21 protein-coding genes are annotated in these 17,514 nt (G+C 63.9%); 1 reads left to right on the forward strand and 20 read right to left on the reverse strand.

Annotated elements, in window-relative coordinates; all coding sequences use genetic code 11:
- Positions 1-6: 6 nt before the first annotated feature.
- The 18 genes from ACFU5M_RS24095 to ACFU5M_RS24180 all read right to left on the reverse strand — a co-directional run bounded on the left by ACFU5M_RS24095 (position 7) and on the right by ACFU5M_RS24180 (position 16,653).
- A complete protein-coding gene (locus ACFU5M_RS24095) occupies positions 7-4,935 on the reverse strand; it encodes a transglycosylase SLT domain-containing protein (protein ID WP_379052808.1) in 4,929 nt (1,642 codons plus the stop codon).
- A gap of 17 nt (positions 4,936-4,952) precedes the next feature.
- Entirely contained in the window at positions 4,953-5,240 is a 288-nt protein-coding gene (locus ACFU5M_RS24100; RefSeq protein ID WP_379052810.1) for a hypothetical protein, read from the reverse strand.
- Positions 5,241-5,413: 173 nt separating this feature from the next.
- Positions 5,414-5,806 (reverse strand): hypothetical protein, encoded by a 393-nt coding sequence (locus ACFU5M_RS24105; protein ID WP_379052811.1) that lies wholly within the window; start codon positions 5,804-5,806, stop codon positions 5,414-5,416.
- Between the two features lie 24 nt (positions 5,807-5,830).
- Positions 5,831-6,067 carry a hypothetical protein gene (locus ACFU5M_RS24110; RefSeq protein ID WP_379052812.1) on the reverse strand — a complete coding sequence of 79 codons (237 nt, stop codon included), beginning with the start codon at positions 6,065-6,067 and terminating at the stop codon, positions 5,831-5,833.
- Positions 6,068-6,167: 100 nt separating this feature from the next.
- Positions 6,168-7,088: an IPT/TIG domain-containing protein gene (locus tag ACFU5M_RS24115; RefSeq protein ID WP_379052813.1), complete on the reverse strand. Its 921-nt coding sequence runs from the start codon at positions 7,086-7,088 to the stop codon at positions 6,168-6,170.
- 79 nt (positions 7,089-7,167) lie between these two features.
- Entirely contained in the window at positions 7,168-7,509 is a 342-nt protein-coding gene (locus tag ACFU5M_RS24120; protein WP_379052815.1) for a hypothetical protein, read from the reverse strand.
- 37 nt (positions 7,510-7,546) lie between these two features.
- Positions 7,547-7,846, reverse strand: coding sequence for a hypothetical protein (locus ACFU5M_RS24125; protein WP_379052817.1), 300 nt, complete (start codon positions 7,844-7,846; stop codon positions 7,547-7,549).
- On the reverse strand, positions 7,827-8,207 hold the full coding sequence (locus ACFU5M_RS24130) for a hypothetical protein (protein ID WP_379052819.1): 381 nt from the start codon (positions 8,205-8,207) through the stop codon (positions 7,827-7,829). The genes ACFU5M_RS24125 and ACFU5M_RS24130 overlap by 20 nt, the downstream gene beginning before the upstream one ends.
- Entirely contained in the window at positions 8,201-8,620 is a 420-nt protein-coding gene (locus tag ACFU5M_RS24135; RefSeq protein ID WP_379052821.1) for a hypothetical protein, read from the reverse strand. The genes ACFU5M_RS24130 and ACFU5M_RS24135 overlap by 7 nt, the downstream gene beginning before the upstream one ends.
- 2 nt (positions 8,621-8,622) lie before the next feature.
- A complete protein-coding gene (locus tag ACFU5M_RS24140; RefSeq protein ID WP_379052823.1) occupies positions 8,623-8,865 on the reverse strand; it encodes a hypothetical protein in 243 nt (80 codons plus the stop codon).
- A 74-nt stretch (positions 8,866-8,939) separates the two neighbouring features.
- Positions 8,940-9,857: a P22 phage major capsid protein family protein gene (locus ACFU5M_RS24145; RefSeq protein ID WP_379052824.1), complete on the reverse strand. Its 918-nt coding sequence runs from the start codon at positions 9,855-9,857 to the stop codon at positions 8,940-8,942.
- Between the two features lie 20 nt (positions 9,858-9,877).
- Positions 9,878-10,612 (reverse strand): hypothetical protein, encoded by a 735-nt coding sequence (locus tag ACFU5M_RS24150; protein ID WP_379052826.1) that lies wholly within the window; start codon positions 10,610-10,612, stop codon positions 9,878-9,880.
- 129 nt (positions 10,613-10,741) lie between these two features.
- Positions 10,742-11,707, reverse strand: coding sequence for a phage minor capsid protein (locus tag ACFU5M_RS24155; protein ID WP_379052827.1), 966 nt, complete (start codon positions 11,705-11,707; stop codon positions 10,742-10,744).
- A complete protein-coding gene (locus ACFU5M_RS24160; protein ID WP_379052841.1) occupies positions 11,707-13,326 on the reverse strand; it encodes a phage portal protein in 1,620 nt (539 codons plus the stop codon). Before ACFU5M_RS24160 ends, ACFU5M_RS24155 begins: the two co-directional genes overlap by 1 nt.
- Positions 13,327-13,379: 53 nt before the next feature.
- Positions 13,380-14,549: a hypothetical protein gene (locus ACFU5M_RS24165; protein ID WP_379052828.1), complete on the reverse strand. Its 1,170-nt coding sequence runs from the start codon at positions 14,547-14,549 to the stop codon at positions 13,380-13,382.
- Positions 14,546-14,800, reverse strand: coding sequence for a hypothetical protein (locus ACFU5M_RS24170; protein WP_379052830.1), 255 nt, complete (start codon positions 14,798-14,800; stop codon positions 14,546-14,548). Before ACFU5M_RS24170 ends, ACFU5M_RS24165 begins: the two co-directional genes overlap by 4 nt.
- Positions 14,801-14,860: 60 nt before the next feature.
- The gene (locus tag ACFU5M_RS24175) at positions 14,861-16,162 is read right to left on the reverse strand and encodes a PBSX family phage terminase large subunit (RefSeq protein WP_379052831.1); all 1,302 of its coding nucleotides are present in this window, start codon (positions 16,160-16,162) and stop codon (positions 14,861-14,863) included.
- Positions 16,159-16,653 (reverse strand): TrfB-related DNA-binding protein, encoded by a 495-nt coding sequence (locus tag ACFU5M_RS24180; RefSeq protein ID WP_379052833.1) that lies wholly within the window; start codon positions 16,651-16,653, stop codon positions 16,159-16,161. Before ACFU5M_RS24180 ends, ACFU5M_RS24175 begins: the two co-directional genes overlap by 4 nt.
- A 162-nt stretch (positions 16,654-16,815) precedes the next feature.
- Between ACFU5M_RS24180 and ACFU5M_RS24185 the strand changes: the two genes are divergently transcribed.
- Positions 16,816-17,040, forward strand: a complete 225-nt coding sequence (locus ACFU5M_RS24185) for a hypothetical protein (protein ID WP_379052835.1) — start codon at positions 16,816-16,818, stop codon at positions 17,038-17,040.
- On the opposite strand, the gene ACFU5M_RS24190 is transcribed toward ACFU5M_RS24185, so the two are convergent.
- Together ACFU5M_RS24190 and ACFU5M_RS24195 are read right to left on the reverse strand one after the other, a co-directional pair.
- Positions 17,018-17,257: a hypothetical protein gene (locus ACFU5M_RS24190; protein WP_379052837.1), complete on the reverse strand. Its 240-nt coding sequence runs from the start codon at positions 17,255-17,257 to the stop codon at positions 17,018-17,020. The two genes, ACFU5M_RS24185 and ACFU5M_RS24190, sit on opposite strands and share 23 nt — an antisense overlap.
- Positions 17,257-17,430 carry a hypothetical protein gene (locus ACFU5M_RS24195; protein WP_379052839.1) on the reverse strand — a complete coding sequence of 58 codons (174 nt, stop codon included), beginning with the start codon at positions 17,428-17,430 and terminating at the stop codon, positions 17,257-17,259. Before ACFU5M_RS24195 ends, ACFU5M_RS24190 begins: the two co-directional genes overlap by 1 nt.
- Positions 17,431-17,514: the final 84 nt, after the last annotated feature.

Raw genomic sequence — 17,514 nt, forward strand, 5'->3', positions numbered from 1 at the left:
AACCTGTTAACCCCTTGCAGTGCCAGTGTGCTGGATAGCACGGAGGTCAGCGATCTGCTGCGCCCGGCGGAACGCGTCCGCGGTGTCGGCGGTTTGGATCGTGATGTGAGTGGAGTAGTCGTTAGCCGACATCTGCCCAGCCGGGCCGCTACTGGTCTGCATGACCGTGTTCGCGGCCCCAGCGACGGGAGCGGCTGCGGCTTGATACCCGGACTGCGCCAACGCTTGCGATGCTTGTGCGGATGCCGCGCGAGCACGAGCCCAAGCGTCCAGCGTCTGCCCGTATTGAGTGACCTCGGACGGGATCAGTGAACGCGGATCCGGCAACCCGAGCGGCCCGAGCGTTGAGGACACAAGGTCGTTGAACCCCGTGTTCAGCGCACCAGCGAACCGGTCCTTGGCCTTCGCGCCGACCATCTCGATCGTGTCGACACCAGGATTGGCTGGAACACCGAACGTGCCCGGCTGGCCCTGTGTGTCCGTGCCGCCGTTCAACGGCTGCGGCAATGCCTGAAGTTGGTTGTTGAAGCCCGGCATCTGGTTGATGAACTGTTCGAACATCTTCCATTGCGGGTTGGTCAACACCGCTTCGGGCAAGCCCGAGAGGTTGAATCCCCAGTGCTTGTCTTTGAGGATGCCGCCCTGGTCGTAGCCGTGGCCGTGGCCCCACTGTTGCGTGAGATCCATGCCGTAACGCGACTTGTAGTACCTGAGCGCGGCGACCATGTTCGAGTACGGGTCACGCCGATCGTTGGGCAGTGTCGGATCCCGGTGCGCCGCGTAGGTGCCCGGAATGATCTGCAACAATCCGACACCGGCTTGTTCGCCGGTGCCGTTGACGTCGGTGATCTGCTGAGCGATGTTCGGGTTGCCGCCGGACTCGGACATGATCTGCGCCAACATGGCGTTGACCTGGTTCGGGTCGTCAGAGTTGAAGCCGACGTGCCGCATCGCCTTCACAGCGAGTTCACGCCACTGTTCGCCGCCGCCGGTTGGGTCGTAGTCGACCGGGCTACCGCCACCGGATCCGCCGAGGCTGCGTGACACCCATGCGATGGCTTCGTCCGCCAGTTTCTTGACGAACGCTTTCGGGATCATGCCGAGTTGCCCCAGGCCGGGGATGTCGGGCACCTGATCGGCGAGCGCACGCATGGGCTTCGCCAGCAGATTGTCGATCGCGAAGTCACGACCGCGACCCGCTACCCCACCGAGACCGGAACGGATCCGGTCCAGCAGGCCCTGCTTCTCTTCGTCGGAGAGGTTGCCGAGGAAGTTCGCTGCGGCCCAGTGGACGTGGTCGGTGTGGGCGGCGTTGGTGGCTGGCCCGTAGTCGAGTGGCGCCCCGTTCTTGAGGTTCTGCCATCCCGCCAAAGGCCAGTGGATCAGCTCTGTTGACTGCGGGTAGGTGTTGTAGATCCAGCGGGCGATGTCGGGCATCGGGCCGCCGAGGTCGATCGCCTTCCCTTGCATGTGGTAGTCGAAACCGGATCCGACCTCTTGGAATCGCTTCGCTGAGGTGAGGACAGCGTTCGGGAATGCTTCGCTGACGAGGCTCCACAACTGCGCTTGGATCGGGTCCAGCGGATCGGATGTGCTGATGATGCCGCCGCCATCGCGGAGGCCATCCCCACGCGACTGTTTGCCGCCGCCGTCGAGGACTGTGCGACGCGCTCGGTACATGGCTTCATGTCCGCCGAACGCATCCACCTCGTCGGCGGTCCACACGTGTTCGCCGCGCGACAACCGGTACAGGCCGGCTTTGTCGTCGTAGCGGTTGCCAGGGCCGTCGACGGGTCCACCGGGACCACCCATCCAGCGTGCGCCGATGAGCGGCTTGGTGAAGTCGCCTGTGGTGCCGGTGATGCCGACGTGTTCGACCATCTCCCATGTCGGGAGTCCGAGTTTCGGCGCGACCTTGTTCCAGATGTCGCCGAACCCGTTGATCACGTCAACGACGCTGTTGATCGGGCCTTGCAGGGCGGAGACGATTCCGCTCCAGCTGGAGCCGATGCCGACAACAATCTGCCCGAAGAAGCTGGGCAGTTCGCCGAGGGCGGCCTTCAGTTTCTCGAATCCGTTGTCGCCTACGATCTTGTCGATCGTGGAGGTGACGATGTCGCCGACGGAGCCCCACTTTGCGCCGCTGTCGGTCGCGAATGACCCGATGGCTTCGGTGATTCCGGGCAGCTTGTCCTTGAGCCCGGACAGCGCGCCGCCCGTGAGATCGGTCAGGCTGGAGACCGCTTTCGGGCCGACCCCATCGAGGCTTGTGCCAATCTCATAGAACCAGCCGACGAGCTTGCCCGCCTTCTGGTCCACGTCGGCTGTCAGTGAATTCCAGGCGTCTTTCGCAAACTGGAGCTGATCATCGAGACCGGTGATTTCGGCGAGTTTCGGCAGCGGGTTGCTGATGGTGTCGTTGACGTTCTTCCAGCCGCCGAGGCGGTTCATGAAGCCGTCGACCTTGTCGATCAGGCGGACGATCTTGTCGATACTGTCGCTGATCTCTTTGACAGCGTCCTTGACTTCCCTGAAGAAGTTCTTGACCTTCTGCTGCCCCTCTTCGCTGGCGAGGAACTTCTCCCACCGGTCGAAGGTTTCCTTCATCGAGTTGAGCCAGTCTTCGCCGGTCTCATCGGAGCCGCGGAAGATCTGCCTCACAACGCCGCCGAGTTCTTTGCCGACGTCGACGAGTTTGCCGAGTGTCTTCAGGGACTCGTCGAGGAAGTCGTGAAACTTTTTCTTGCCCTCGTCGGATTCGGCCCACTTGCGGAATCGCTCTGTGAAGCCAAGGAATCCATCAGAGAGGCCAGGTAGGAAGTCCGAACCCACCTCTGAGAGGGACAGGAACCCTTGAATCAGGTTGTTGATTCCGTCGAGCGTCGGGCCGATGGATTCCTTGACGCGATCGAAGATGTGGGCGACTTTTGACCGTGACGCATCAGTGTCCAGGTCTGCCAATGCACGTCGGAACCCGCCGTTCAGCTCGGTAGCGATGCCACCAAGCCCGGTCTTCAGGGTGGGGATCCAGTGGTTGGTGAGGTTGGTGATCGATTCCCCGAGGCCGTCGACCAGGTTGTCTTGGACGAGGTTCTTCAGCCCGCTCAATGTGGGCTTCAGTGCGAGCAGTTGCCGCACCAAATCTTGTGCTCTCGGTGAGAGCTTCGCCATCGCTCGTTCGAAGTCGTCCGCAGCGTCGGACGACTTGTTCATCGCGTCGGTCATTGCCTTCTGCGCTTCGACCAGCTCGGCCTGCGCGTCAGCCAGACGGGTGTAGGCGTCCTGCAAAGCCTGCTGCGCGTCTGCTTCGCCCTCAGCGGCGGCGGTTACGCGTTCCTTGGCCTGGACGACCTGGTCGCTGCCTTCGACGCCCTTCGCGTTGGCTTCGGCGGCTTTCTCGGCAAGCTCGCGGGATTCCCGGATCGTGTCCTGCTGATCCACCAATGCGCGCTTGACGTTGTTCTGTGCGCGGGCACGGTCGATCGCATCGGAGTTCGGGTCGGAGAAGACGCGGAAAAGCTCCTGCTGAGCTTCCGCGACCGCGATAGCGGCGGACTCCTCATTCAGCGCGGTCCGACCCAACGCGCGGTTGAGGTCGTCCAGGTCCTTCTGTGCGTCCTTGCGGGCGCGATTCAGGTCCTTCTGCGCATCAAGACTCGCCTTCTGCGCATCACGAACGCCGCGCTCGGCTTGGGTGATCCCCCGCTGGGCATCGACCACGCCACGTGCGGCTTGTGCCTGCTGCTTCTGCGCTGACGCAACCGCTTTCGCGTGCGATTCGGCGTCCTTCTTGGCGTTGTCGGAGACCTTTCCGGCGGCTTTGATCGCGTCGCCGATGCCGTGGAACCCGAGGACCAGTGTGCCGATCGTTGCGACAGCGCCTGTCAATATGGCGGGCAGCAAACCGATCACGCCGGCGGCTTGCGCGAACTGCCCGATCAGTGGTACGAGGCTGACCGCGGCGAGCCCGATCAAAGCGACTTTGGCGATGCCGAGCAGGCTGGAGAACGAGAACAGTTGCCGGGTGGCGTCTTGCAGTGCTCGGACAGCAGCGGACCGGAACCCGGTCCATGCCGCACCGAGCAGGCTCGTCAGGGAGTTTTGGCGGTTGCGGGCGCGGTCGAGGCGGTCGTTTGCTTCCGCTTCTTGTCCCATGAGGCTGGTGACGCGGCCGATGGAGTCGGCGAGGGATGCGCGGGCGCGGGCGAGGCGTTGGGTTGCGGCGGTTCGTTGTGAGTCGGTTGCGTTGGCTCGCGCCATCACTTCCGCATGCCGCTGCTCGGCGAGGGTGACTCGGTCGAGCGAGTCGTCGCGAGTGCGCCGGGCAGATGACAGCCTGGCAGCGATGTTCGCGACTTCGGCTTCCGCACGGGCCACCGATGCCCGGTCGATTTCGACCTGGAGACGGACAGCGCGGATCGGGCGAAGGAAGATGCCGCCGGTCAGTCGGCGGGTGGAGCGAGCCAAGCCGGCGGTGTTGAGGTCGCCAACCTGGTTGCTCACTGACGACGCTATGGTCCGCAGCGCTAGCAGTTGCGCCATCGCCGCTGCGGTGTCGACGTTCGCGTTCAGCGTCAATGGATGTGCGGCCTGGGCGGTGCGGAACGCTTCCATCTGCCGGGTGGCGCGTGTCAGGTCGACGTTGACATTGACCTTGACGTCCGGCATGCCTTTGACGGCTTCCCGGACGCGGGTTCGCAGACCGGTCGTGTTGACCTTGATGCCGACTTCTGCGTTGATGCCCGCCGTCGCGGTCCGCACCATGTTCCGCAGGTTGGTGCGGAACCCGTTCGCCAACTTGGGCTCGACGGTGACCTTCAGCGACTCGTTGATCGGCCGAAGAAGGGCCTTGACATCGGTCCGAAACGACGACGCCAAGCGGGGGCGAAGGGTCAATCGAGCCGAGCCGGCGGAAAATGCTGGCCAATTCGCCATGCGGCACCGCCTCTAAATCAGGATTTGATGCCCAACAGGGCGTTCACCGCGTCATTCACCTGCTGGGTTTCCAGCTGTTCGCGGGCTCTGTCTTCCGCGGTCATTGGTCGCGGCTCAGGCCGCATGGGGGGTGGCAGTTTCCCGCCGAACACCGCGGGCATGATCCGGATGAGTTCTTTGATGTAGTCGATCAGCCGCAGTTGCAGCAGAACTTCGAGGCTGTAGCCTTCCGGCGTCGGTGCCGGAAACTCTTCGGATTCAGGGCGCGGATGTTGCGCGCGTTCCCACCCGATGATCGGATCCATGGCGACCGCAGAGTGATAGCGGCCGTGGGCTGGGACACGGTGAGCGAGGATCCGATACAACTGCTGCCACGGATGTTTCCCGCGGAAGAAATCCAGCAGGTCCCATCCGTGGCAGAAGTCCAGCAGGTCAGCCTCAATGAGGTTCCCGTACTCCTCGATGAGGAGTACGAGACCTAGGCGCCCCCCGGCAGATCAGCGCCCTCGTCGCCGGGAACGGCGTTGAAGTGGTCGTTGATGTCGCTGATCAGCGGGAACAGCACTTCGGCGGGTTCATCCTTGACCACGGACCACACGGCGGGGAATGCGGGGCCGCACACGGTTTCGAACAGTGGCCGCAGGTTGGCGGGGTCGATGCTGCCTTCTTGGTCGATCAGCGCGGCGAGCGCGGTGGCCCGTTCGACTGTGTCGGGGGCGGTGATCAGTGTGGGAGGCTCGGTGCCGTCGAACTCGTAGGGGTCGCGCGGCTTGTGCTGAGCGCGAGCCTGGTCACGCATCTGCGCCCAACGGCTCTTGACCGGTGTGTCGTCGGTGGTCTGGGGGGCGGTCTTCCGCTGCGCGGTAGCCATCGTGTTTTTCTCCTGGCAGAGGGGTTACTTGGTGTCGGTCTTCTTGGCCGGGGCGCGGGTCGGCTTCTCCGGCTCGGTGGCGGGCGCGGTGTCGTCGCGGAACGGGACGAACGGCTTGGCGCGGTCAACCGGCGCGGGAGCCTTCGCGGGCTCGGGGGCGATCGTGTAGCCGCGGGACAGCAGCGTTTCGCGTTCGGTCGCGGAGCCGACGAGGACGCGAACCTCGGCGGGGCTGATCATGTAGATGGGGGTGAAAGCCACAGGAATCTCCTGGCTCGACCTGGCGGAAGGCGGCGGGAAGGGGCCGTCCCCGTGCGCGGCCAGGAAACACGCACGGGGACGACGATCAGGACGCCTGGAATCAGGCGTAGGTGACCGCGAAGCCGGCGCTCGGGCCGGTCGCGTTGGTGACGATGATGTTGTGGCTGCCCGCGGACTTGGCGGGGGTGATGAACGCCAGGGTCTCGTCGTTGCCGACCTGGAAGTCGGCCGGTGCGGTGCCACCGACAGTGACAGCGGTGGTACCGGTGAAATGCTGACCCGACAGGATCAGCTGCTCGCCACCAGCGGTAGCGAGGTTGCCGGACGGGGCGCGACCGGAGATGGTCGGCACGGCAGCGGTGGCCTCGAAGCCCATGTCGGCGAGGATGCCTGCGACGCCGGGACCGCAGATGACGTTCTTCAGGCTGTAGCCCAAGTCCTCGTCGATCTTCGCGGACCAGGTGAGGTTGTAGGTGAGGGCGTTTTCCTGGCTCCAGGACTGCTCGCCGACCTCGGTGACGGTGGCGCGCGGCAGGATCCGCAGGATGTAGATCAGGTCATCGCCGGAACCGTCGACCATGCCGAAAATTACCCGGTGGTAGCGGGTTTCGGGGGCGGTCGGGTCATTCCACTGGATTTCCTTGGTGGTGGCATCCGCGGTGACGTCGGACAGGTCGCGCCCGGAATACAGTTCCAGGGTGCGACGCTGCGTCTGAATCAGCGTGGTCGACACGGTGACCTTGCGGGAGATGATGTCGGTTCGGGGCGGCTCAAGAGCACCCCACGCCTCGACATCGCTCGACTGAACTTCGGGGCGGAAGGTGGGCGGGGCATCCTTGGCGGTGAGGCCAAGCGATTCGAATCCGGCGCCGTCGAGGCCCTGGAATTCGGCGTCGACGCCGGAAGTGAAGCTGGCGGGAATGGTGGCGTCCATGTCGCCGATGAGGACGAAACCCTTATTGGGGCGCCTGATCAGCGAGGGCTTCCAGTCCGCGACCTGCTCGAAAGTGACTGCGGCCATTGGCAATTCCTTGATTTGGGCACACCTAGAAGCCCGCAGCCGTCAAGCAGCTCGGGTGGTGTGAAAGAAGATGTGAGAGTTAGGCGCGGGGCCGGCGATACGACAGGCGCACCGTCGTGGTCACCGCGCGCGCATCACGCCGAGTCGGCGGAATGTATTGGCCGCCGGTTGTTTCCTCGGCGACGTCGATCAGGAATCCGCCTGGTGCGGTGTTGCCCGCGTTGCGGATCCGCTCTTGACCGGCGGTCTTGAGTGTTTTGGATTCGGCGCGGGTGTTGGCGACATATTCGACGTCGATCAATGGGTTGTCGGCCACGCCGTCTTCCCTGCCGCCGACGCGCGTGACGTAGATGTAGGGCGGTTCGATTTCGTCCGATTCGGAGGTCACCACGGGCGCGATGTCGTTGAGCAGCGCCCGCATGACTTCATCGAACTCGGGATACGGTGGCAGAGGCACGTCAGCCCTCCACATCCTTGATGAAGTCCGACATCACATGCTCAGGGCGATTCCAGCGTGTGCCGTGTTCACGGAAACGGGCGTAGTAGCCTTCGGCGTACACGACGCCTTCAATGTCGCCGGTCTCCCCCGGCCCGGAAAGGGCTGTGACGTGCGTCGCATTGAAACCCGTCCTCCAGCGGCTTCGGGCCGTCCAGCGGTCCGCGCCCTGCTCGGCGATCTCCTGCACGAACTCAGTCAGTTCCGTGGATTCGCGCATGAACGTCGAATCGAGGTCGAAGTCAGTTCCGTCGTACTCCACTGGACCCGTCCTTCGCGATGCGGAACCGCACACCCGTCGCCCAACCAGTGAACGAATTCGGGGTCACACGGACCGCGCCGTCAATGTTGAAGTCGGCGTCGATGCCCGGCACACGGATCCTGTCCGTTGCCAGCACATCCGAGCCGAGGGGCGCGGTGACTTGCGCGAGGCGTTGCAGCAGTTCGCCGCTGGTGTTGTCTTCGGTGTCGGTCAACCACTTGACGTCACAGGGGCCGATCTGATGCGGCGACTCCGACGAGGCGACATAGTCGCCCTGCCAGTCCCGTGCGTTCGCAGGCCCGCGGCGAACGACGGTCAACATGACGCCGTGCGCGTACTGCGGTTCGGCGTAGTTCACCATGTTTGCGGCCTCGTCGATCCGAGTCCCGCGTTGCGCAGGATCAGCAGGGCGCCGGGGATCAGGCGGTCGATCGCCACCCGAACCTCTTCGCCGGTCACGACATCCGCGTAGGTGACGCTGCCACCGTCCGCGGTCTGTGACTGGATGCCGATCTCACGCCCTGCGGCGCCTGCGTCGGGGTCGATGCCGGAGCGGAGCCACATCGCCACCTGGGCGCATGTGGCTTCCTGCATCGCCTCGACGTAGTTCAGGTCCACGGGCAGGCCGCTGGGTTCGGTGTCGTAGAGGTCGAGACGAGTGGCGTTGCGGACAAGCTGCGAGGCGGCACGGATGTAGCGGCGTGCCTGCGCGTCGTCGGGCATTTCGTCGAGCCAGCCGTCCATGAGGTCATCCGGCGTGGCGTAGATCAGCACCGTTACTCGCTCGCCTTCGAGCGCCGAGCGGGTGCCTTCCTAGCCGCAGGTTTCGGCTCGGACTCCGTGTCATCGGCAGCCGCCTCCTGGGCAGGCTTTTCGGCAACGGGTTCCGGCTTCGGTGCGGGCTTCGACTTCGCGGGTGCGGGGATCTCGGACCAGTAAGCCCACTCCAGCAGATCATCGCGCGGCGTCTCAGACTCGATGACGAAGTCCGGGTCATGCAGATACTGGTAGTAATGCACTACCGTCCTCCAAAAGTATTGAGGTGCAACCGATCACTCCTGCGGCCCACCGAAGCGGGCCGCAGGAGGAACGATCAGGCAGCCAGCGCGCCGCGCAGCAGAACGCCGCGGTTCGCGTCGAGGGTCTTGGTGCCGAACAGGATGTCCACGGAGCAGACGTCCTGCTTCTTGACGATGTCGTAGCTCTTGACCAGACGCAGCGACAGGCCCTTGTAGGACTCGACCGCGTGCCACGAACCGTCAGACGGCGCGGCCAGAGGGGCCGACGCCAAAGCGAGCGCGGTCTTGTGGAACGCCAAACCAACCTCGGTGGTCGGCTGGCCCGACGCCGGCGAGCCCGCGGGCTGCGCGATGTTCTGGGTCATGAACGCCTCGAAGCCGAAGATGTCGCGGCCGAGCGAGCCCTTACGCAGAGCCTCGGTCGAACCGGACTTGTCGGCGTGCTTGATGATGTCGGTGTTCAACCACGGCGCGCGAGTGCTGGGGCCGATGACCGCGGAACGCTCCGAGGACGGAACCTTCTTGATGTTCAGCTGCCGGTCCGCTTCGATCAGCACCTCGGGCTTGTTCCACTCGTAGCCGGTCTGAGTCCCAGCGACCTGGGTGAAATCGGCCTTCGCGCGAGCGATCAACGCCTGGTCGATGCTCTGCGCCAGCGCCTCCATAGCAGGCTTCAGCAGCTGCTCGGTGAAGTCGTTCAGGTGCAGGGTCAGGTCCTCGCTGGTGATCGCGAAGCTGACGTCCTTGATGGTGTCGAGCACGACCGGGACGCTGGTCTCAGTCGCGTTCTGAATGGTGATGCCGCTCGACCGGTCGAAGGTGTTCGCGGTGAACGTCGCCGGCTTGCGGATGTTGACGGTGTCGCCGACCTTGGTGCGGGTGAAGTCGGACGAAACGTCCGTGTACACCAGCGGGACCATGCACAGCTGTTCGTACAGGTTCGCCAGCGCAGCCCGAGCCAAAACATCGGGAGTGAGAAGGGTATTAGCCATTAAGGGCTCCTAGAATTGGACTATCCGCGCTTGTTGCGTTCAGCGATTTCGCGCCGGAAGTCGTCAACGGTTTTGGGGCCATGCGATTTAGGGGCCGCATTGCCGCCGGAAAGGTCACCGCCGCTGCGAGGAGCCGCCACCTGGGCGGGTGCCTTCTTGAGCTTTGGGTTTGATTCGACTGCCGCTGAAACGATCGCGGCCACCTGGGCGGCGAAATCGTCGGCATTCGTGTCGAGTTTTTCGATTTCCGCGCTGACTTTGCGGGAATCGAGGATGGATTCGAGGTCACCTTCGACCGCGTTCACGGCCTTGGTGATGGCGTCCTTGCGCTCGTAGGCGCGCAGACGCTCAGCAGCAGCGTCGCGTTCGGCCGCGATCTGCTTCTCCCGCTCCTCGGCCTGCTTCAGCAGCTCAGCCGGGTCGGCGGGTTCGTCGTCCTTGACGAGGCCGAGGGCTTTCGCCCACTTCTCCGTCAGGGCCTGCTCGGCGGCAGCGGCGGCGTCCTTGGCTGCCTGGTCCGCCTTTTCGTTGCCCTTGACCCGATTCGACGCGGCTTCCTTGCGGACCTTTTCGAGTTCGCGCTGAAGCCGTTCGATTTCTGGATTGGAGGTCTCGGACTTTTCGGTTTCGGTTTCGGTGCCCTGTACATCGGCACCGACTTCCGGGGTGTCCACGTTCGCGGTATCCGCATCCGCGGGCGCGTCAGTAGACGGGTTTTCGGTTGTGGTTTCCTGGGGGGTGGCTTCGTCGGCCATGAATGCGCCTCCTGGGCACGGTGAAACACCGCGCGGCAACCTGGCCGGACGGTGTTGAAATGACGAAACCCCGCGAGCAAGAAAGCCACACGGGGTAAAGACCCGCCATTGAATTGGCGAGAAGACTGATTAGGACTGCGCTACGAAACGGACCCGTTGACGCACACGGTCACGGCGAGCAAGCGAACGTTGACGGCGGCGAGCGGCACGCACATCATCGGGGACGCGCACCGCACGAGGCGGCGCCGGATCATCCGGAGTCCACACTTTCAGCGTGTGTCTGCACGCACGATGCCAAAGGCCGCGTGCTCGCGCTTCCGCCAGTGAACACATCACTGTCACAGTGACGGATCGACCGGTGCTGTCGTCCCTCGCGATGGCGCCGACCGTAGAGCCGCTGATACTGATCAGGGCGCCCTCGAATGGTCGGCACAGCTCGCAAGCACCAGCAACATCGGACACGATCACAAGGTCGTGTCCTGCCGCCGTCACCTGCGCGCAGTAGGCGTCAACCTCGGCGCGCGTGATGGCTGAGCGAACGGCGATCTCCACATAGGACACGAGGTCGTAGCGGTAACCGCGACGGTCCACGAATCCGGTGATCCCTTGGCGCGCGAACTGCTCCAAGGCGCGCTGCACAGCCCTTGCGCGGTCCATGGTGCCGCCGGCCTGCTCGACGCGGACGGCTGCGTCGATGACGCTGCGGTAGCCGTTCTCGATCACGGACGGAACATGCGTGTGCGTAGTGCGGATGGCGGCGATCGTGTCGTCGATCAGTCGCTGGACCTCGACGGTGCCGATGGCGGGCGCGGAGGGTAGGTCGGTGCGGGCGGCGGTGATTCCGTCACGCCAGGCGCCCAGCAGTGCATCGGCCACCAGTTGCGGCATCTCGCGGTCGGTGTCGGTGACCACACGGTTCACGCGGCGCCGGAACCGTGGGAGCGCGAACAGCAGTCGTTGCGCCCACACCCACACGTGCCCGACGCCGGGTGCCAGCGACTTCGCCAGCATCTCCAGCAGTCGGCGTTCCATGCGCCGGTACAGGGCAACGACAGGGCCTACACGCCGATCACCATAGGACGGGGTGAGCGGCATCAGGCCGCCTCGTCCATCGGTTCGGTGTCGGGCTCGACTTCGCCTTGAAGGTTGCTATGTGCTTCCTCGTCAGCGGCTTCGAAATCGCCGCCGTTTGGGTCAGGCACCTCGAACTGGTTCTCTTCGAGGATGCGCGCGACTTCGTCCTCAACCTCCGGATTGCTCCAGTTCGGGTTGAACATGCGCACTGCGGTTTCGGTCGAGATGGCGCGCGCCGCCCGCAAATTCGAGATCGCAGTCGACAGTTGCACCGGGTCCTGGTCCACGCGGACCGGGAACTTCATCTCCGGATCCGCTTTCACCCCATGATCGGGGCGCTTGTACACGATGCGGTCCAGTTCCAGCATGGTTCGCGCGAGGGGCTGGGCCTCGGACTGCCAGTAGAGGATTTTGCGGCTGCGCGTCGTGTTCGATTTGTCCTTGCGCGCCGATACCTCGGTCGCGGTCATCGCACCGGATGTATCGGCATCCTCGAAATCGCCCGGACTGTAACCGGTCGCGCGCAGGATCTGCCGCATCAACTTGTCGCACGTTTTCGCGTGCTCCTCCACCCGAATCTTGAACTGTTGCGCCTGCACCAACTGGGAGGCTGCACCGTCAGCCAGTGAACCGGACTGATCGCTCGGAACGGGGGTGAAGATTTCCTGCTCACGGTCGAACGTTGCACCCTTGCCGGGGCCGTTGTCTTCCAACAGTTCTTGCGCGACGAACAGGCGAGCCTTCGCCAAGTCGAGGTCACGCATCCAGCTCGACCATGCCTCGTCGAGTGCGTCGAACAGATGCTCCACGCCCTCGAAGTCCGAGCGCCCCAATGGAGCCAGCCCAGGCACGTTGCGCCAGCGTCGCGCCGGCCTCACGTTCGGGATGTACGCCGCGGTCAAACCTTCCACGCGAGTCTGCACCGACGAGTTCTCGTCGACGAGGTCGGCGGCCCATTGCATGGACTCCAGGGATTCGAGTGGCATCCGCCGCCCGATGCTGCCCTGATCGCCCAAATAGAGGGCGTGTTCGATGTAGCCGGGGGCGTGGTGCTCAAGATGCCGCCACACACCGGACTTGTTCTCGGCGACGATCGACCAAAACGTGACCTCGGCGAGTTTGCCGTACCGCCATTGCGGGATAGCGGCATCGGGGGCGACCGGCGACAACATCACCTTGTCCGTCGCATCTAGGTCCCACCAGAGCCGCAAGTAGACACCGGACAATGCGGCCTGCACTTCGGCGGCTTCCAGCAGTGTCGCGACTGTGTCGGCCCCGTCCAGCAGGTCATTCAACTGGGCCTGCGCAGCCTCGACGTCGGTGGCGTCGCCTTCGTTGAACAGCCAACTCGGCGGCTGCCCGAACAAAAGGTCCGCGGAAGTGGTGGCGATGTCGGCAGCGGCGGGGATGTGGAGGCGTTTGGTGTCTTGGAGGACGGGTCGCCCCCAGAAGAATCGAGCGAGTCGGCCGACTACGCCACCGCGGAACTGCGAGGGCCGCGGCGCGGGGATGTTACTACCGTTGCCGTAGATCTCTTCGAGAGCGTCGGTGTTGCCTTCCCACCACGCGCTGTACAGGTTGAATTGGTCCAACGCCGTGTCCCACGGCTTTGGAGGCCAGTCGCCTGCGAATTCGGGCATCGCCACGGGGCGCCTCCAAGGAAGGTGTCAGCGCGCCCGAAACGGTTGCAGCGCTAGAAGACGTTCAGGTTGGACCAGCCGCGGTCATGGTTGAGGCCGACGAGCATGCCGAGCATGCCGGGCGGGGACCAGACGCCGAACTGGTTGAGCATGTATTCCGAGGAGCGTTCCGCCTCTAACGCGGGGCAGCCGAACAGTGTGCGGCCTTCGAACTCCTGCGAATAGAAGTGGTGGTAGTGCGCCGTGACGAACAGCGACGTCTTGCCGAGTTCTTCGGTTCGTCCGAGGATCTGGCGTTCGATGGCGTTGCGGGTTCGGATCTCGCTGGATCCGCCTTTACCCTTCTCGATGTAGCCGTGAGAGAAGTAGCAGTCGACGCCCGACAGTGGCAAGGTGACGGCAGGGTCTCCCCCACCGATGTGCCAGGTCACGCGTGGCATTGCGCCGTGGTCGGCGAGTTCGTCGAACAGCTTCTTGACCTGGCGGGCGATATGCGTTGAAGCGTTGTCGCCTTGCGAAGTCACGGGCTCTTTGGATCCGTTGCGGGTCCACTCGCCATGGTTGCTGATGACGCTCGACACCGACAGCGGCACGCCGAGCCTGGCGGCTTCCTTGAGCGTCCATACTCGGAGATCGAAGTCGAGTTCGAGTTGCGCGGAGCGGTTCAGCTCGATCGTGTGCGGCTGATTTCCGTAGGAGTTGCACACGTTCTCGGTCTCGTCGCCCATGAAAGCGACGTGCGCACCTTCCAGCGGAAACGCCTCATGCAATGCGCGCGCCGCGGTCAAATGCGCCGCGACACCACGCTTCCAGTTGTCGACCGCTTCTGAGGTGCCCTTTTTCCCGAGCTGCGGGTCAGCGATCGCGATCAGGTACGTGCCGCCCTGTCCGACGCTTGCCGCGGGTGCCGGATTCACGATCAGGCTGTCGCGCCACCGGCCGATCGTCTCGTCGGTGATGTCGGCCAGTCTGGGGGCGATGTGGAAGCGGTACGCCTCCAGCCACTCGCCGCCATAGGATTGCCAGCGTGAGATTCGGGGATGCCCGACAATTTGCACTTCGTTCGGGTCGTAGCCGAACTGGCGCAGTAGCTCGGTGAACGAAGCGGGCGGCCCCGCCAGAGCGCCAGTTTGCAGGAAACCCGCGTGCCCGTCGTATTCGGTGCGAGCACTAGTTTCGGTGCCGCCAGTTGCCGGTTTCGGAATGTCGTCTGCGAAGCTCACGCGGCGATCTCCGCTTCAAGGTAGCAGGTGCAGCGTTTGCGGCAATGCACCCTGAATCGTGTTTCGGCGGCGGGGCATCCATTCTTGACCGCTGCCCGCCACAAGTCCGATACCGGACCACCGTGCGCGAGATAGGCGGCGAATGCTTCGCGGTCGCGCTCGGGGAGGCTGGAAATCCACACGCCAGTTTTGCAGGGTGCCGGGCGGTTCTTCAGTTGCGCGTCCTCGATGAGGTCGTCCGCGAGGGACATTTGCAGCCTCCTAGATCAGTTACCTTGATCTTATCGGCGTTGGCAAACACAGTTTTCGACCTAGGCGGCTACCGGTTCGGGTTTCGCATCGCTAGCCAGTTTCACCCGGCGACGCCACTTTCGTTCCGTCGACGTTAAGCCATAGCGCAAAGAGTCACAACCATGATCATTCAGTTTGATTGGCTGATCTTTGCCCTCGCTGGTTGCTTTGGTGTCCCAGCAGTATCCGGGGATCTCTTTGATGAGTTCCAGACACCGGTCAGAGATTCTCAGTTTGCCAACGCTGAACAATGCGCTGACCGTTCGAATCCCATACAGCACATCATTTTGTGCCGGGATCGTCGACAGGCCATCCTGTTTCAGCTGGACGCGATAGTCGGCGGCTGCCGGATCGACCGCGACGGGGCATGTGAGCTGCGGAGGGTTCTCGGGATCATCGGCCGGATGGTGTGGGCCAGCAAGCCAAGTCCGCAACCCCTGCGAGAGTTGCACATTGGTCCAGCGGGCCTCGCGGCTGGATGGCTGGTACCGCCACTCGTCCACCGCGTACAGAACATTGTCGACACCCAGGCTGAGCATTGTGGCGTGCGTCGGGTTAGTTGTGCCGTGGTCGACGCCGACACCAATCGACCACTGCATGTCCGGCAGATCCGACCATGCGACAACATGCCGGTCGGGGTCGAAGCAGTCGTAGATCGCGCCATCTGCGGCGACCCACGCGCCGTTGATGTTCCGCAGATAGAACAGGCCCGAGAACTCGGCCTTGATCGCCGCCACGTACGCGGGCGCCAGCGACGGGTTGTCGTCCAGCGTGAAGTGCCAGGACCGGAGATCCAGATCGCGTTCCCGGTCAATGTAGTTGACCTTGAGGTAGTGCGACGGACTGTCCGGGTTCGTCGTCGCGAGACATCGCGCACCAGGCACAGAGAGGCGGGCCAGCAGCTGAGTCCAGAACGACTCCGGCAACAGTGTCGCCTCATCCACCAACGCGAGACACGCGGTGAGGCCGCGCAGCTTGCCCTCGGCGCGGACGTCGCTCGCACCGATCAAGTGGACCGTGCGACCGAGAATAACCGCGATGTTGGAGCCGCGTGTGTGATGGACTTCGCCGGCGAGTGTCCCGAACACCGCGGGGTCCTGCATTGGTTCGATGATGTTGCGTTCGATCGTCTGCAACGTGCGTCCGCAGATGAGGATGAGCCCGCTGTCGGGGGCTCTACGTACGGCACCGTAGAACGCAAGGATCGAGGCGACCGTTTTGCCGCTACGGACGGCGCCGGACCAGATGGTGATCCGGTTTCGTTGCGAGGAGACAATGCTGGCGATCTGCTTGCGGGACAGCGGGAGGCTGTCCAGGTTCACTCGCCGCTCTCCGCGTCTTCGGCGTCGGCTGCGTCGACCGCTAGTTCCATGGCGTCGAAGAGTCGGTCGAGCATGCTGGCTGCGCCTGCACTGATTCCACCCTTGGCGTCTGCGATGGCGCGCAGTTCAGCGCTCTTGTAGGTGCCGGTGAGGCGTGCCCGCTGGTCCATGATGGCGAGGGCGCGGTCGATGAGCCAGGGCTGATTCTTGCGGTCGAACGACGTCTCCGGCTCTGAGACAATCTTTTGCCAGATCGACGCCCACATGGCGTCGAGCCGTTCCAGTTCCAGGCTGAGGTATTCTTCGGCGTTCTCGCGGGTGATGCCTGCGATGGCTTCTTTGATGTATTGGGAGACGCGCTGCTTGCTCCAGCCGGTTTCGGCGGCGATCTGCTGCTGGGTTTTGCCGGCGAGTCGCAGCTCCAACGCGAGGTTGCGGTTGCGTTGCGTCTCAGCCAGTTTCTCTGGGGAGTGGGGGTTTTTGCGTGCCATGGGGACCTCCAGGAAGCGCGGTGGCTCCTGGCCGGTCCGCGTTCAGGTGGTGGGGGCGGCTGCCGCCTGGGCTAGCCGGGTGAGGTTCATTTGCGCCCCGTTCGCGAGCGTAGTGTTTCCTACACACTACCGCGCATAGTCAACACCATGTACGCTCGCGGTATGAGCGAGAGGGATGACGGCTTGGACCGTTTGCGGGAATTAGCGCGGCAGATCGCGGACGGTGAGGCGGCGCGTGATCGGGAGATCGTGCGGTTGCGGCGCACCGTGAATCCGGCGACAGGTAAGCCGTGGACGTGGGAGCGGATCGCGGTGGCTGCGCAGATGTCGCGGATGGGCGCGATCAACATCTATAACAAGGCTGTCAAGGACGAGCGCGCAGCCTAGCCGTCAGGCTGAAGGTTCGCGTAAAGGGATCACACCGGGCGGGCAGGATCCTGAGGAAGTGGGCGGCGGTCGTGATGATCGCCGCCCGCACCAGTATCGGGTGTCTCTTTGTGGCGCGGTCGACGGCGCTGCTGAGCAGGTCTTCTTCGTCGATGGTCAGCTCCCACGCGAGGACACCTGCGGCGAGCGCGCACCACGCGGCTTCACCAGCGCGCATCAGCCCTCGGTGTCGTCTTCGGTTTCAGACTCGGAGACGAGCACGATCGGCTGCCCCATGTTCTGCCCCATCACACTGATGACGGCGGACACGAGGTCGATAGTGGAAACCTGCTCAACGGCGGGGGTTTCGATGTCCAGTTCGAACAGCCACAGCTTCAGCCGGAACTTCATACCTTGTCTCCTGCCCGCCGTGGTTGACGTCGTGCTAAGTTCGAAAGCGGGTTACCTGATCACCGCCGAGCGGTGGGACCGCCC

It is taken from the genome of Nocardia sp. NPDC057455, assembly GCF_042802775.1.
Classification (GTDB): domain Bacteria; phylum Actinomycetota; class Actinomycetes; order Mycobacteriales; family Mycobacteriaceae; genus Nocardia.

Coding starts and splice junctions, on each gene's coding strand:
- ACFU5M_RS24095 (WP_379052808.1), bottom strand. CDS start 4,935: ATGGCGAATTGGCCAGCATTTTCCGCCGGCTCGGCTCGATTGACCCTT.
- ACFU5M_RS24100 (WP_379052810.1), bottom strand. CDS start 5,240: ATGGATCCGATCATCGGGTGGGAACGCGCGCAACATCCGCGCCCTGAA.
- ACFU5M_RS24105 (WP_379052811.1), bottom strand. CDS start 5,806: ATGGCTACCGCGCAGCGGAAGACCGCCCCCCAGACCACCGACGACACA.
- ACFU5M_RS24115 (WP_379052813.1), bottom strand. CDS start 7,088: ATGGCCGCAGTCACTTTCGAGCAGGTCGCGGACTGGAAGCCCTCGCTG.
- ACFU5M_RS24120 (WP_379052815.1), bottom strand. CDS start 7,509: ATGCGGGCGCTGCTCAACGACATCGCGCCCGTGGTGACCTCCGAATCG.
- ACFU5M_RS24130 (WP_379052819.1), bottom strand. CDS start 8,207: ATGGTGAACTACGCCGAACCGCAGTACGCGCACGGCGTCATGTTGACC.
- ACFU5M_RS24145 (WP_379052824.1), bottom strand. CDS start 9,857: ATGGCTAATACCCTTCTCACTCCCGATGTTTTGGCTCGGGCTGCGCTG.
- ACFU5M_RS24150 (WP_379052826.1), bottom strand. CDS start 10,612: ATGGCCGACGAAGCCACCCCCCAGGAAACCACAACCGAAAACCCGTCT.
- ACFU5M_RS24155 (WP_379052827.1), bottom strand. CDS start 11,707: ATGCCGCTCACCCCGTCCTATGGTGATCGGCGTGTAGGCCCTGTCGTT.
- ACFU5M_RS24160 (WP_379052841.1), bottom strand. CDS start 13,326: ATGCCCGAATTCGCAGGCGACTGGCCTCCAAAGCCGTGGGACACGGCG.
- ACFU5M_RS24170 (WP_379052830.1), bottom strand. CDS start 14,800: ATGTCCCTCGCGGACGACCTCATCGAGGACGCGCAACTGAAGAACCGC.
- ACFU5M_RS24180 (WP_379052833.1), bottom strand. CDS start 16,653: ATGGCACGCAAAAACCCCCACTCCCCAGAGAAACTGGCTGAGACGCAA.
- ACFU5M_RS24185 (WP_379052835.1), top strand. CDS start 16,816: ATGAGCGAGAGGGATGACGGCTTGGACCGTTTGCGGGAATTAGCGCGG.
- ACFU5M_RS24190 (WP_379052837.1), bottom strand. CDS start 17,257: ATGCGCGCTGGTGAAGCCGCGTGGTGCGCGCTCGCCGCAGGTGTCCTC.
- ACFU5M_RS24195 (WP_379052839.1), bottom strand. CDS start 17,430: ATGAAGTTCCGGCTGAAGCTGTGGCTGTTCGAACTGGACATCGAAACC.